Genomic DNA, 14910 nt, shown 5'->3' with positions numbered 1-14910 from the left:
CAACGGGCAGTCAGGTGCACATTGACTTAACTGGAAAGGAGCGGCGCTTGTCATTGGATGACACTGGGTAATGTCAGTGAAGTTGGGTGGCGGATTGTGAGCTGTTGACCCCACGACTGGGTCGCTCGGCCGATCTTGGAAAAAGGCGTCGTCGCGAGTGTCCCTTCGGGGTCGAAAACAAAATTAGCTTATCCAGTTCCGCTGGACCCTAGAATACACTCGCGAACATCCCGACTTTCGGGGCATTTTTCCAACGCAGACAGTGAAGACTAAGAGATACAAGCGCCCCCATGTTTTTGTGGGCGGCGCCGAGGTTGAAAAAGCTGGCTTATAAGTCCAGCGCCATAAACCGACTGTCCATTGGATTGTCGTAGTATTTTTCGATGTCGCGGAATCCGATGGATTCATAGACCGAATTTGCGTGGGTTAACCCGTGATCTGTGTCCAGATACATGGTGGTATAGCCCATCTTTCGTGCGGCCAAAATGGCGGCTTCTGTGAGCTTGCGACCCAGCCCATGCCCCCGCCCTGCGGGTCGGCAATAGAGGCGTTTTAATTCGCAAATTTTTCCGTTGAACGGTTTTATCCCACAGGCTGCCACAGGTTCAGCGCCCAAACTTGCCAGAAACAAAGCATCATAGGTGTGCGGGAAATCGGCAAATTCCGTATCGGTATTTTGAAAGGCCAGAGACTGCCCCAGAAAGGCTTCGACAAAATTTAGATATTCAATAAATATATCGCGAACGTCCGCTATGTCTTGCGGGGTGTCTGCGCGTTTTATTTGAACATCTGACATGAGCTCAGATTAAGGCCGCCGTCGTTTAAGCGCCAGCCGCGATTTCAAGACGTTGGAGCAACTCGTCCGTGACAGCGCCCGTTTCGGGCAAGCCGTTTACCGCTTCGAATTGTTTAATGGCAGCCCTAGTTTTTGGACCCGCGGCGCCATCGGGTCTACCGACCTGATAGCCGAGGTCGCTCAGCAAGGTCTGGGCTTCCCGGATTTTTAGGATTTGAGCAGAGCGCGCAGGGTCAACGGCCGCTGTTTTCGCGGCTTTGGCCCAAGGCACATCGCGGAAGACGCCATTGGCGGCTTCGTCGATTGGTTTCGGGACAAAGCGGTCTGCGCGGGATTTTATTTCAGCTTGCGTGGCCGCGTCCATTTGCGCGCCCAGAACCGAAATACGTTCAGGTGCACCTTGATCGCCTTGGCGCGCGGCGATGTAATACCAAAACAGCGCGGTTTCGGCATCGGCCGCGACGCCTTCATTCCCTTCGCGCAGGAAGGCGACATTAAATTGACTATCCACAACGCCGCGTTCGGCGGCTTTGCTAAACCACTCCAGCGCTTGGCTCATATCGCGCTCAAGTCCGCCTTGGCCATAAGCGTAATAATTGCCGAGATCATGCATAGCGATGCGATTGCCACCAATGGCCGCGCGTTCGACCAATTCACGGGCGGTGACAATGTCTTTGGCGACGCCCGTGCCACTCTCATAGAGTTTGGCGAGGCGATATTGGGCGGCGGGTTGATTGCGATTGGCAGAGAGGCGGATCAGACGTGCGCCCTCTTCCATCTGTCCCGCTTGCAGTTGGACAAGGCCTTTTTGGAATTGGGCAATCGGATTGCCTGCGGCGACGGCACCATCAAGCGTATCTTGCGATCCGGGCTGGATATTGGGTGTTCGCATCTCGGCATATTGCCCGATTGGCGGGGTCGGCGCGCCAAAGGCCTGCGTCTCCAAAATTTGGCCATCCGCAGTTTGCCCAGCGTTGGCCATTAGATCGTTTTGATTCACCCGCTGCGGGTTTTGATCCATTTGGGGTGAGATGTTCTGCGACGGGGAATTATTGCCAACTTGCAAATTTGGACCTTCGGTCCCGCCCAGCAAGGTCTTCCCTGCGATCAGGCCGACAACAGCGATGCCAGCGGCCAAGGCGCCGACGCGCAGATTGCGTCCCGTAATCGGGAGCTTTGGCAAAGAAGGTTTGCGACGGTTTTCTCCGCCAATGCGTTCGGCCCGCATGTCATCGCTTTCGGCATAGGCGGGATCGGCGTAGGTGGAAACAGGCATCGGGGCCGGCATGACAGGTTCGATAACTTGCGACTGGACAGAGTGTGCTCCGACGCTGGCCATCGGCGGCGCGACAGGCGGGGCCGGCGCAACGGGCGGTGCCATGGGTGTCGGGATTGGTCCGCCCAAATTCGGCGGCATTTCGAGGCTTGGCGGCTGGTTCGGTGGTCCGTCCTGAACGCCCTCATAGGCCGGGTGCGAAGCGGCGGGGTGAGAGGCTAAGAATGACGCGGGGTCGAATTCTTGCGGGACGTGGCTGGACGGCGCTGCGGCGTCCTTGTTTCGGCGAAACTTTGAAGGTTTCGGTTGGTCAGTCGAAGCCCCCTCGCTTGTGGCTTCTGCGATGGAGGCTTCAAGTGCGCGCGCCGCATCGGCGTAAGGATTATCTGGATGATAAGCCGTGGCCGGCTGTGGCGCGGCCATCGGTACAACATTCGACGGTGTGTAAGCGTGGTCAACACTGGCAGTCGATGCGAGTTGTTGTTGATCTTGGAGAAGGGCCAAGCGCGCGTGCATGCGTCCCAACTCGTCTTGGAGGGAGCCAACCAAACCCACCATTTCATCAACCCGCGGGTCTTCCATATTTGCTGGGAAAACGGCCTCAACAGGTGACCAATTGGCTGCGATGGTTTCCAGAGCTTCCAACCGCGCCGTCATTTCGGTTTGAACATGGTTGAAGTCGGCGTGAGTTTCTTGGGCCAAATCGGCCAAGCGCGCAGCTGTATCGGCATCAGAGGCATGGGAACGCTGTTCCAGAACAGAGGCGAATTCCGAAATGCGGTCGCCTACGACCTTTAAGGCGTCGGCAGTCTCTGTCTCGACTTGATCAACGCGGATGTTGAGTGTTTTCCGAACGCTGTCGATTTTGGTATCCAGCGCTGCGGCAGAGGCTTTGCGCGCCTTCGCTTCGCCGATCAGGCGTTTTTCAACGGATAGGGCGATCCCTGCGATATGGCGGTTCAGGCGGACAATGGACTCACGCTGGGACACATCCATTTCGTTCAGCCGGATGTGAGCGGATTGGACGGCGTGGTTTAACGTTTCAATGCTGGCGTTTGGCGCGGTCACGGCGGCCAGTTCTTGGCGAACACCTGCGCGGGCCTGTTCTGAGGCGCGGGTCAGGTAGACTTCCATGCGCGCTTCGAGCGCGTTCAGGCCCCGCGTCAGTGCGGCCTTCTGTGTTGAATTCGATGACTGTGTTGCAGATTGGAGCTCTGCGACAACCGCTTCGAGGGATTTGAGCGCATTCCGATTTTTTGTGTCCGCGCCCTTTAGTCGAGATTCGAGAGACTTTAGGTCGGCGGTTAAGGTCGCAACTGTGCGACGAGGCGATTTTGAGATGCGAGCGGCAGAGGCCTTTTTAGAGGTCTGCTTTTTTGTGCCGACAGCGGAAGTCGTCGTTTTTGACGCTTCGGACTTTGCCTCGCGGGTCTCTGAATTTGCGGCATTGCTTGGCATTAACGCAGTCTTCCCCAGGGTCTCGATCTAAGTTTCGGCCAAAGTCGCCTATAAGGAGACGCAAATCGGGCGACGGTTTCTTCCGTTTAACCCCCGGCATGGTTAACACGGCGTTAAGCTGTTAACCTTTTTGGACGCAACGCCGCCTTTGAACGCAGATAATAGTCTCGACGGCGGTTTAAAGCGCTGAACAGAGGTGAAAACGGCTCTGACGACATGTCGCGGGGTTTGACCTTTACGTTAACGTTGACGTGAACGTTAACGTAAGCTATGACGCGCACATGACTGAAGCCGTTGAACACAAATGGGGTATCAAGGTTTTCGCTGATATGTTCAGCGTAACGCCGCGTACGATCCGTTTTTATGAAGACAAGGGGTTGCTGACGCCGTGTCGTGAAAGCGGCGTGCGCGTTTTTGGCCCGCGCGATCGATTGCGTTTTGAGAAGATAATGCGCGGCAAGCGTATGGGATTCTCGCTGGAAGACATTCGGTCCGTTTTCGACATCACGGATGGCGTCGTTACCGAGCGCGCAGAAGTTTTGCGTCGCAAGAAAAACTTTGAAGCTGTTGTTGCGGGACTGGCGGAGCGTCGTCGCGATCTCGATATCATGCATGCTGATATGACAGACGTCATTGAAATTGCCGAAGAGGCTCTTGCGAATGCGCCTGATAACGACAATGTGGCCGACTTGGCCGCCCGATATCAAGCTGCTTTTGATACGACGACAACAGGCAACCCTATCGATTTCATGTCTGGCCCGTCGCCAGATGTAGACCCCAAAACAACACAACTATCTACCTAACAGGACCTCACTATGCCATCTTATAAAGCCCCCGTCCGAGACATGCAGTTCTTGCTCCACGAAGTTCTCGGCTTCGAAGAGCTAACTAATTATGATGCCTTCTCCGAAGTTGATGCCGATCTGGCCGATGCGGTTTTGGAGCAAGCTGCCAAGTTTTCCGAAGAAGTGCTCGCGCCCCTAAACATTGTGGGTGACCATGAGGGCTGTAAACGCCATGAAGATGGGTCCGTAACCACGCCAACAGGTTTCAAAGACGCCTATAAGCAAATGACCGAAAACGGTTGGACGTCCTTATCTATGGACCCTGAATATGGTGGCCAAGGCATGCCGGGCATGTTGCAAATCGCAGCCTCCGAAATGTGGACATCTTCCAACATGGCGTTCGCAATGTATCCAGGCCTGACAGGTGGCGCGATCAAAGCCATTCAGGTCGGCGGCACGCCAGAGCAAAAGCAAACTTATCTGCCAAAAATGATGTCCGGTGAATGGACTGGCACGATGAACTTGACCGAGCCGCATTGCGGTACGGATTTGGGTATGTTGAAAACCAAAGCTGTTCCAAACGGCGACGGAACATACAAAATTTCCGGTCAGAAGATTTTCATCTCGGCCGGCGAACATGATATGGCGGACAACATTGTCCATCTTGTCCTCGCCCGCATCGAAGGTGCGCCAGCAGGCACGAAAGGCATTTCCCTCTTTATCGTTCCGAAGTTTAAACTTGATGAGAATGAAAACCCAGGCGAACGCAATCCTGTGTCCTGCGGCTCCATCGAGGAAAAGATGGGCATTCACGGCAACTCAACTTGCGTGATGAATTACGACGAAGCGGAAGGCTATCTCATCGGTGATGAAAACAAAGGCCTGCGCGTCATGTTCGTTATGATGAACGAAGCCCGTATCGGTGTTGGCCTCCAAGGTTTGGGCCAATCCGAAGTCGCTTACCAAAATGCAGCGATCTACGCGAAAGACCGTATCCAAGGCCGCGCGCTCACAGGGCCAAAAAACGAAGACAAGCCAGCTGATCCGATCATCGTCCATCCTGACGTGCGCCGCATGTTGATGGAAACCAAAGCCTTTAACGAAGCAGGTCGTGCACTCCTCTATTGGGCCGCAAAACACGAAGACATGGAAAAGCATTCTGGCGACGAAGCGTTGGCGCAAAAATGTGATGACTATCTTGGTCTGTTGACCCCCGTCGTCAAAGGCTATCTGACAGATATGTCCATGAAGACGACAATTGATTGCCAGCAAATTTTTGGTGGTCACGGTTTTGTCGAAGAATGGGGCATGAGCCAGTTCGTCCGCGATAACCGTATTGCGCTTATCTATGAAGGTGCCAACGGTATCCAAGCACTTGATCTTGTTGGTCGTAAACTCGCCCGCAATGGTGGCCGTGCGTTGATGACGCTCAACCAAGAAATCGCTGCGTTCATTGCTGAGAATAAAGACAATGAAGCCCTTCCAGAATTCATTGACGGCCTAGGCGGTGCGCAGAAGAAACTCACAGAAGCCACGATGTGGTTGATGCAAAATGGCATGTCCGACCCGAATAATGCGGGCGCCGGTTCTGTCGATTATATGCACATGTTGGGTCTGGCGACGCTGGCTTATATGTGGGCAAAAATGGCCGTTGTGGCACAAGCCAAAATCGACGAAGGCAGCAATGATCAGTTCTACCCGAACAAAATCATCACGGGCCGCTATTTCATGCTCCGTATGTTGCCGATGCTCGATAGTCACCTTGCCAAAATCAAGACGGGTGCAGAACCTGTTATGGCGCTGGAAGCGGCTGCGTTTTAAACGTCAGAAAATTCTAACTTCAGGCCTCGACGGATCGTCGGGGCCATTTGCATTTAAATAATAAAAGTAAACCCACGGGAGAGACGCAATGGCTAAAGCCGCAATCGATTTTAAGAACCCAGACTGGTATGATGAGGAAGACATCAACATCTTCCGCGAGGCCGTTCACGGCTTCTATGCGCGTGAAATGGCACCGCATTCAGAAGAGTTCCGTAAGAACAAAAAAGTCGACCGCAAATTTTGGAATATGGCGGGCGACATGGGTCTCCTCAATTGCGCGATCCCCGAAGAGTACGGCGGGGGCGGTGGTGACTATCGCCACGAAATGATTATCCAAGAAGAGTTGATCAAAGCTAATGTCGATGGGTTCGGTCTGTCACTTCATAACGCAATCGTTGCGCCCTACATCCTGCATTACGGTACGGAAGAGCAGAAGCAGAAATGGTTGCCAAGAATGGCCACGGGTGAGCTCGTCGGTGCGATTGCGATGTCCGAGCCAGGCACGGGTTCCGACCTTCAAAACGTCAAAACCAACGCCAAGCAAGACGGAAATGGTTGGATTATCAATGGTTCCAAAACCTTCATCACCAATGGTGGGACTGCGAACCTAATCGTGGTTGTGGCCGATACTGGCGGACAGGGTAAACACTCCAAATCGCTATTTGTTATCGAGACAGATGACCTCGAAGGTTTCCGCCGCGGTCGTATCCTCGACAAAGTTGGCATGGACGCCCAAGACACAGCAGAGCTGTTCTTTGACGATATGAAAGTTCCAGCGGACGCGTTGCTTGGCCCCGAAACAGGCCACGGTTTTGTTCAGCTGATGAAAGAGTTGCCGCAGGAACGTTTGAACATCGCGGTCCAAGGCGTCGCGCAAATGGAAGCGGCCCTCGAAGCAACGATTGAATATGTCAAAGAGCGGAAAGCCTTTGGCCAGCCAATTTTGAACTTCCAGAACACACAGTTCGAATTGGCTGAATGCAAAACCATCGTCACAATCGCCAAGACATTTGTCTATGATTGCGCCGCCAAACATCTGCGCGGAGAGCTAGATACGGTCACTGCGTCCATGGCAAAATACTGGGTTACGGATAAAGAGTGCGAAGTCATTGACCGCTGCCTCCAGCTACATGGCGGATATGGCTTCATGAATGAATATCGCATCGGCCGCATGTATCGCGACAGCCGCGTACAGCGTATCTATGGCGGCACCAACGAGATCATGAAAATGGTCATCGCGCGCTCGCTTTAATTAATTCAATCACATCGACGCGGGCTTGCTCGCGTCGGTGTGACGTGTATTTGACGTTATGAGCTATCCACCGCCACATTACGTCGACAACGACACCGAATACACAAATCGTATTATTGACACATATGGTTTTCCGCTGCTGACATCCTCCAATGTCGAAGGCCCGCTGGCGACGCATCTGCCCATGGTGCGGGACGGCGAATATCTCTACGGTCATATCGCTGCGAATAACCCAATGGCGGAGTTTTTGGGAACCAGTATGGTCTTCCTAGCGGCCTTTCATGGTCCGCATGATTACATCTCTGCGACACTCTACGATAAACCTGAAAAATCCGTGCCGACTTGGGATTACACGGCCGTCCATGTTCACGGCGTGACGACAGTTTTAAACCCAGAAAAGAGCGTCGATCGCATGGTGGAACTAACCGAAAAATATGAGGGTCCAGACGGGTGGGCAATGGAAGACGCCGCTAGCTACGCGTCACGTCTCTTCCCGCATATCGTCTATTTCGAAATGCGCATGGACAGGGTCCGTGGTATCCGTAAATTAAGCCAAAATAAAAACGCGGCAACGCAAGCCAGAATAATCAAAGATTTGCGCGCCAAGGGAATTGACGGTCTCGCAGATGAGATCGATCTAATAAGGAAATCGTAAGATGGAAAAGCTCACTTATACGTTCAAAGACGGCGTCGCCGTTATCGCACTGAATGATGGTAAGGCCAATGCACTGGGATCCCAAACGTGGGCCGAGCTGAATGAAGCTTTGGACATGGCGGGAAAAGATGACGCGATCGTCGTCATCACGGGACGTGACGGCGTGATGTCCGGCGGGTTTGATCTCAAAGAAATGGGTGAAGGACCACAAAACGCGCTTGAGTTGACCTCCAAAGGGTCCAAATTTGCCCGTCGTATTATGGCGCATCCGCGCCCTGTCATTATGGCGGCGACGGGACATACAATCGCGATGGGTGCGTTTTTGGCGCTGGCCTGTGATTACTCCATGATCAAAGCTGGCAGTTTTAAAATCGGATTGAATGAGACTTTGATCGGGATGACCATGCATAATTTCGGCATCGAGCTGGCGCGTGAAACGCTGAATAAAAGCCACTTCAACCGTTGCGTTATTAACGGTGAAATCTTTGATCCTAAAGGCGCGATGCACGCGGGGTTCTTCGACCGCGTCGTGCCGGAAGAGCAATGGCCAATGGCCATCCCAATGGTGGGTCAAATGTTTGGCCAAGCCAATCCGAAAGCCTTCCGCGAGACAAAGTTTCGCTCCCGCAAAGCGCTTTTTGCCATCCTTGACCAAGCGATTGAGGACGATTTAGACCCCGCCAAAGTCCACGCGATCTAAGCCATACGCTTGGTGCATAGTCTCATATCTAAAAATGAATCAGGGCGTGATTTTGCCGTTGGCGACATTCACGGGCATATTGACCTGCTGATGGAAGAACTATCCTACGTGGGCTTCGATCCATCGCGAGACCGCGTGTTCTCCGTGGGTGATTTAATTGATCGTGGGCCAAAGAGTTTAGACTGTCTAAAATTATTAGATGAGCCTTGGTTCTACGCCGTTCGTGGCAATCACGAGCAGATGATGATCGACTGGTTTTCATGTGACGCTTTCCCAAGTTGGATTCGAAACTATGGCACGTGGACGCAAGAATTGCAGCGGACGGAAATCGCAGCTTGGGTGGAGCGTTTGATGTCCTTGCCAATTGCGATAACTCTCAAAGGTGAAACTTCCACAGTCGGCATATGTCACGCTGAACCCTGCGGACATGATTGGGCGACGATGATCGACGATCTTACTTGTCATCAACAGATGATGTGGGGCCGGAAAGTCCTTCGCGGCGATGTCGACCCGCGTCCTGTTATCGGAGTTGATATCACGCTCCACGGACATACGCCCGTGCCCAAAATGCGCCGCATCGGGAATCGGTATTTTCTGGATACAGGCGCAGGTGACGGTGACAAGCTAACGGTTATGAACATCGCCACACTTGTTCAAGGGTATCGAGACTTTGCCGCACTGGCATAATAATTAGATTGGTCTAAGCCGCTCATATGGAACGCAGAACATATCAATTACGTGACGGTACACTTTCGACGCTTCATTTTGGCAATGTTTCGGCAGCCGTTCAGCTCGTTTTTCTCCATGCAAATGGATTTAATGCCCAGGCATATCGCGCCGTGATAGAACCGCTCTGTCAGGACCCTAAATTTCACGCCGTTGTCTTTGACATGCGTGGACACGGGGAGAGCCGAGATATGCCCCAGCCGTTAAACATCCCGAACTGGCATATCTTTCGCGATGATTGTGTCGAGTTTTTTGACCGCCACCTCCCCGAGCTAACAGACCAGCCCGTTGTCTTGGGCGGGCATAGTTTTGGCGCTGTATCAGCGGTCTTGGCCGCCCCAGAACTCAAGGGGCGCATCAGCGGTTACGTCGGTCTGGACCCTGTGTCTGTGCCGTTCCTTTTTCGCCTGACCTCCGCCCTGCCGGGGGGACGACCTTATATGAGAAAACGGGTTCCGATTGCGCGTAATGCGGGTCGGCGGAAATCCGTCTTTGACAGTCCCGAGGCCGCTTTTGAGCGTTGGCAGGGACGCGGTGCCTTTCGCGGCATGGATGATGCTGTGTTGGGCGATTATATTTCGGGAGGTTTGGTCGAGCGCTCTGACGGAAGCTGGGAATTGGCCTGTGACCCGAAATGGGAGCAAACCATATTCGTGGCCCAATGGCATAACTTGTTCAAAGCGGCCCGCGATTTGCCTGATAATTCGACATTTATTTTCGCCGGCGGTCGCGTGCCTGTTTCAACGCCAGGGACACGACGCGCCGTTCAACAAGCCCAGCCGAAAATCAACGTGCGTTACGATGATGAACTGGGACACCTGTTTCCATTCGTGCAGACGGAGCTTGCGACGCAAGCCTTACGGGACGCCATCGCAGCGGCTTAGGCTTTGACGGCCTTGAGCATATTCGTTTCCAGAAAGGCGAGGTCTTCTTCCGTTGATTTGATCAAAGCGCGGGCCTTTAAATCAAATTTGCAGGCACTCGCTTGCATGGAAACCCAGCTGTCGCCGCTAATGGGATCGACCAGATTATGGACGAATTCACGCGTATAAGCATTGGCCGACGTGATAGCGGCAGCGTAAATGTAGATGTCGCCTTGTCGCGGGTAACGATGGACCACAGCGCGCATTTCTAAAAGCGCCCCACTTTTTCCGCTCCCAATATAGGCTTCATCTTCGAATTCGGGCCAACCTTCACTAAACCACCCGATGGAAGAGGTCGTGCGGCCAAAGAAACTTCCCATGGTCACGCAATTGGAGATATCGAGTTCCGCTGCACTAAAGACCCCTGTGCCAATAAATTTCGCACCCGCCGCTTCAAGCGCAGCTTTGCTCATGCCAATATGTGCGGACGTGCCGTCGATGTTCCTGGGCTTGGCGGGTGACGGCAGGTCGGCAGTAAAACCTAGTGCCGCCGCTTGGACCCGTGTGGGCCAAGGAAAGATTTTATCTTCGGGAATGTAAACATGCTCTACCGTCTCAACGGCCGTGGCAGCGATACGCCCATCCCGATGGGTCATGATATGGCAAAGCCGCGCAGTGGATTCGCCGAGCTCAAGCAGAGCCGAGTCGATCCGCAGAGGCGCGCCGGGACGGGCTTCGCCTTGATATTTGATGTGAAAATCTCGGCAGCGCACAGTGCTGGAGGTTCCAGGGTGGTAGGCGCTGGTAAGGCCTAAACGGATCACCAGCCCACGCCGCGCTTCGTCCATTTTATGCGCGTAATGGCGCATATTCATGTGACCTAATTCATCACACTCCCAAGCCGAGCATTCGCCCGCCCATGTTTGGGTGAAACCCATCAATATATCTGAGGTCATGATCTAAGGGGCGCAGCGCGTACAGGTGCCATAGTGTTCAACAACAGAGCGTGTAATTTTGAACCCGTCAGGTTTGCACGCCGTGTGATCATGCGCGTGGCGCTCTTCAACATCGTGGCATTTTTCACAGATAAAAAATTCAGCCAAATGGCGGTGCGAGCCACCCCCGTGATCATGATCGTGATCATGCAGATGATTGTGGTCACAGGCGATAAAGGCGTTCAGGGCCTCGACGCGGTGGATCAATCCATGCCGCGAGAGAAAATCAAGCGCGCGATAGACCGTGGGCGGCTTTGGGCTGCCGACATCGGGTTTCAGGCGGTCCAAAAGATCATAAGCTTTGACAGCTTTTCCATCTTCAATGATTAATTCTAAAACATGGGCCCGCAGCGGTGTGAAGCGTTCACCGGTTCCCTCGACGATGCGGCGCGCTTGTTCGATGCGGGCAGGTAGATCCAGAAGTGGGTGTTCGTGAAGGTGGGTCTCGGTCATGCGGGCTCTATAGGTCAATGCAGGGCGGGGGTCCAACAGCAATCCAGTGTTGATGGGGGCGATTGAAAAGGGTATGGGCGCGGCTTAATTCTAAGATGCGTGTGATTAGCGCAGTTTGACCGTAAGCCGAAATGGGGAAATTCATGGCCAAGAAAGACGAAGCCAAACAGCCAGAAGTCTCTGGAAATGTCATGTTCTACGAACAGCCAGTACCACTGACGAAAGAAAAGCACGCCAAATTCGGTGTTCAGCAAGTGGATCAGCCATTTGCGTTCATGAAGGGTCAGCATTTCCTACCGCTTACGGCGCCAGAATTCGGTCCAGCGTCTGCGTCCATGCCGATCATTTTCGCGGGTGAAGAGCGCGCACCATTGGCCGTTATGGGTATTCGTTCTGGCGAGAACCTCTTCGTCAATGAAGGCCAGTATGAAATCGACTTTTACATGCCTGCTTTCGCACGCCGTTATCCTTTCGTCCTTGCGGGCGATAACGCAAATGACCGTTTCGTCGTTTGTGTCGATGAGGCCGCTGAATGTGTTACCGATAAGAAGCCAGACCAGCTTTTCTTCGACAAAGAAGACACATCGCAATTTACGAAAGAAGCCTTTCAATTCTTGCAATCTTTCGAACGTGATCGCCAAGCGACGACAAAAATGATCGAAGCGTTTAAAGCTCTTGATTTGTTTGAGCCAAAAGAAATGAACTTCCAAGGCAACAACGCTGACGGCACACCTGCGCCACAGCAGAAAATTGCTGACTACTTCGCCATCTCCGAAGACAAGCTCAAAGCGCTCCCAGCTGAAAAGCTCGCAGAATTTTCGCAAAACGGATATCTTGCGGTCGCTTATGCTCACTTGATCAGCTTGGGTAACTGGCAGCGTCTCGTGAATATGACACTGCGCCGCGCACAAGCGGCTGAAGCCAAAGCTTAAGGCCGACGCAGAATAGATATGAAACCCGGCCAAGAGGTCGGGTTTTTTTATGCCTAAGCTTTCGTGAGTGGGAACCGAGTGTCTAACCCCACGAAAATGTGCATCGTATGTTAAAGCTTCACGGGCTAAAGAACGGGCTATGTTGCGCTGGATTATACTCACTTTAAGTCTTTGGATGATGGCTGGGTCGGCAACGGCTCGTCAAAGCTTCCCGCTTGATACGGGATATACAAAGATCTCATTGGTGTCCGACCACGACACGGTTGCGGCAGGGCAGAGTTTTACCGTGGCCCTGCGGATGCAATTTGATGGCGATTGGTATACCTATTGGCGAAATGCAGGCGACAGCGGTGAGGCCCTGCGGATTGATTGGACCCTGCCCGATGGCGTGAGCGCGGGGCCTATTCAATGGCCTGCGCCAAAGGTTAAATCGGTCGGGCCAATCGTGTCTTACGCGATGGGAGGCGATGTTTGGTTGCCTGTTGAGATCAAAGTCGACGCTTCTGTCGATATATCGCGCCCCATGACTTTGAACGCGCATGCTTATTTCTTGGTCTGTGACGATGTTTGCGTGCCTGAAGACGGCGCGCTGTCTTTGCCAATGGGGCTTGGCAAAGCTGTTCTAAATCCAAAGAGTGCGCCAAAAGTTCAAAAGGCGCTCGCAAAAATTCCTCAGATGGGGGCGGCCAACGGGTCTGCCCTGTTAGAAGCAGGCCAGCTGCGGATCGATATTCAATCCGACGAGACAGACTTTGCTGGAGCTGAGATATTTCCACATAAAAACCCCATTCTCGCCCATAGCGACCCCATCTCGCGGACCGTGGCCGCGAATGGCGTCCGTTACACTGCGACCCCGGGTTATGGATGGGATAAAGAAACGCCCGCTGACTTCGCAGCGACACTTGTCAATGCAGATGGCCGCGCAGAAATTGTGCCGATTACGACCAACGGCTCGGTCAATATCGGCGCGATATCAAATATGGATTCTGCGGCAATCGGCGACGGGGCAGGTCTCGGGTTCTGGGGCGCCGTGTTTGGGGCATTGATGGGCGGCTTGATTTTAAACCTCATGCCGTGCGTTTTTCCGATTATCTCTCTCAAAGCGTTGTCACTGGCAAAAACTGCGCATGGTGAACGCCGCGCCGTTCGCATCGCGGGCTGGGCCTATACGGCAGGCGTCTTAATCAGTTTCGCAGTATTTGCTCTGCTTTTGATCGGGTTAAAGGCCGCAGGGGCGACCGTGGGATGGGGCTTCCAAATGCAATCCCCATGGCTGGTGGGGGTTTTGGCTCTGCTTCTCTTCGCGATTGGGCTGAACCTGCTTGGCGTCTTTGAAATCGGCGGGCGGTTTCAAAATGTGGGTGCAGACATAGCCCATGACGGAGGTCCAATTTCGAGTTTCTTGACTGGAGTCTTGGCCGTCATCGTCGCGACACCCTGTACCGTTGCATTCATGGCGGGTGCGGTAGGATATGCATTGGTAAGCCCTGCCGCCGCAAGCTTCGCGGTTTTCCTTGCGCTGGGCCTTGGTTTCGCTTTGCCATTTCTAATACTGGCTTACGCACCGGGACTACTTGGGCGGCTGCCTAAGCCTGGGCCTTGGATGGAGACATTCAGACAATTTTTGGCCTTCCCGATGTTCGCTGCGGCCATTTGGTTGGTCTGGGTCATCAGCATTCAAACGGATGCCAACGGGGTCGGTAAACTCCTGCTGAGTGGGCTGACTTTGTCTTTTGCAATTTGGTTGTTTCGCAAAGGTGGTCGCTTGTCCAAAGTTCTTGGCGCCTTGGCGCTCGCCGCATCGATTGCGTTACCACTGAGCGTGAAAGCACCAGAAGCCGTTAATGGCGAGGCCGCCCTGAGTTCTAGGAGTTGGTCAGCAGAAGCCGTAGCGATGGCGCGTGCGGAGGGACGTCCTGTCTTCGTCGATTTCACGGCGGCGTGGTGCGTGACATGCAAAGTCAATGAAATGCGCGTTCTGAAAACCAAGAAAACAGCTGACTTGTTTGACCGTACGGATACGCAATTCCTGATCGCGGATTGGACAAATAAGGATGATGTTATTGCCGCAGAATTGGCGCGGTTTGGACGGGCGGGCGTGCCACTCTACCTTGTGTATTCACCAGGGGTGGAAGCGCCTGAAATTCTGCCGCAATTCTTGACGCATGATATTTTGAAAGATGCGCTCGAATAGAACA

Annotated in this window: 13 protein-coding genes; 9 read left to right on the top strand and 4 right to left on the bottom strand. The window is 53.4% G+C overall.

Annotation, left to right across the window (positions count from 1 at the left end; genetic code table 11):
- Positions 1-328: 328 nt before the first annotated feature.
- Both IE073_RS13780 and IE073_RS13775 read right to left on the bottom strand, forming a co-directional pair.
- The gene (locus IE073_RS13780) at positions 329-796 is read right to left on the bottom strand and encodes a GNAT family N-acetyltransferase (RefSeq protein ID WP_189587106.1); all 468 of its coding nucleotides are present in this window, start codon (positions 794-796) and stop codon (positions 329-331) included.
- A 25-nt stretch (positions 797-821) separates the two neighbouring features.
- On the bottom strand, positions 822-3530 hold the full coding sequence (locus IE073_RS13775) for an SEL1-like repeat protein (RefSeq protein WP_189587105.1): 2709 nt from the start codon (positions 3528-3530) through the stop codon (positions 822-824).
- Positions 3531-3811: 281 nt separating this feature from the next.
- On the opposite strand from IE073_RS13775, the gene IE073_RS13770 reads away from it, so the two are divergent.
- The 7 genes from IE073_RS13770 to IE073_RS13740 all read left to right on the top strand — a co-directional run bounded on the left by IE073_RS13770 (position 3812) and on the right by IE073_RS13740 (position 10353).
- Positions 3812-4333, top strand: a complete 522-nt coding sequence (locus IE073_RS13770; RefSeq protein WP_189587104.1) for a MerR family transcriptional regulator — start codon at positions 3812-3814, stop codon at positions 4331-4333.
- Positions 4334-4345: 12 nt separating this feature from the next.
- Positions 4346-6136: an acyl-CoA dehydrogenase C-terminal domain-containing protein gene (locus tag IE073_RS13765; protein ID WP_189587103.1), complete on the top strand. Its 1791-nt coding sequence runs from the start codon at positions 4346-4348 to the stop codon at positions 6134-6136.
- A gap of 88 nt (positions 6137-6224) precedes the next feature.
- Positions 6225-7388 carry an acyl-CoA dehydrogenase family protein gene (locus IE073_RS13760; protein ID WP_189587102.1) on the top strand — a complete coding sequence of 388 codons (1164 nt, stop codon included), beginning with the start codon at positions 6225-6227 and terminating at the stop codon, positions 7386-7388.
- Positions 7389-7446: 58 nt separating this feature from the next.
- Positions 7447-8043: an FMN-binding negative transcriptional regulator gene (locus tag IE073_RS13755; RefSeq protein ID WP_189587101.1), complete on the top strand. Its 597-nt coding sequence runs from the start codon at positions 7447-7449 to the stop codon at positions 8041-8043.
- A gap of 1 nt (position 8044) precedes the next feature.
- Positions 8045-8743, top strand: coding sequence for a crotonase/enoyl-CoA hydratase family protein (locus IE073_RS13750; RefSeq protein ID WP_189587100.1), 699 nt, complete (start codon positions 8045-8047; stop codon positions 8741-8743).
- Between the two features lie 12 nt (positions 8744-8755).
- Positions 8756-9430 (top strand): metallophosphoesterase, encoded by a 675-nt coding sequence (locus IE073_RS13745; protein ID WP_189587099.1) that lies wholly within the window; start codon positions 8756-8758, stop codon positions 9428-9430.
- Positions 9431-9456: 26 nt separating this feature from the next.
- A complete protein-coding gene (locus tag IE073_RS13740) occupies positions 9457-10353 on the top strand; it encodes an alpha/beta hydrolase (protein ID WP_189587098.1) in 897 nt (298 codons plus the stop codon).
- Here the strand turns inward: IE073_RS13740 and IE073_RS13735 are convergent.
- Positions 10350-11288 (bottom strand): thioesterase family protein, encoded by a 939-nt coding sequence (locus IE073_RS13735; protein WP_189587097.1) that lies wholly within the window; start codon positions 11286-11288, stop codon positions 10350-10352. The two genes, IE073_RS13740 and IE073_RS13735, sit on opposite strands and share 4 nt — an antisense overlap.
- A 3-nt stretch (positions 11289-11291) precedes the next feature.
- Positions 11292-11780 carry a transcriptional repressor gene (locus tag IE073_RS13730; RefSeq protein ID WP_189587096.1) on the bottom strand — a complete coding sequence of 163 codons (489 nt, stop codon included), beginning with the start codon at positions 11778-11780 and terminating at the stop codon, positions 11292-11294.
- Between the two features lie 143 nt (positions 11781-11923).
- Here IE073_RS13730 and IE073_RS13725 point away from each other — a divergent pair, with 143 nt between their 5' ends.
- Together IE073_RS13725 and IE073_RS13720 are read left to right on the top strand one after the other, a co-directional pair.
- Complete coding sequence (locus IE073_RS13725) at positions 11924-12712, top strand: SapC family protein (protein WP_189587095.1); 789 nt, start codon at positions 11924-11926, stop codon at positions 12710-12712.
- Positions 12713-12851: 139 nt separating this feature from the next.
- On the top strand, positions 12852-14906 hold the full coding sequence (locus IE073_RS13720; protein ID WP_189587094.1) for a protein-disulfide reductase DsbD family protein: 2055 nt from the start codon (positions 12852-12854) through the stop codon (positions 14904-14906).
- The last annotated feature ends 4 nt before the right edge of the window (positions 14907-14910 follow it).

The sequence above is a fragment of the Litorimonas cladophorae genome (assembly GCF_014652455.1).
In the GTDB taxonomy this organism is placed as follows: domain Bacteria; phylum Pseudomonadota; class Alphaproteobacteria; order Caulobacterales; family Maricaulaceae; genus Litorimonas; species Litorimonas cladophorae.
This window is presented reverse-complemented; position numbering and strand designations above follow the sequence as displayed.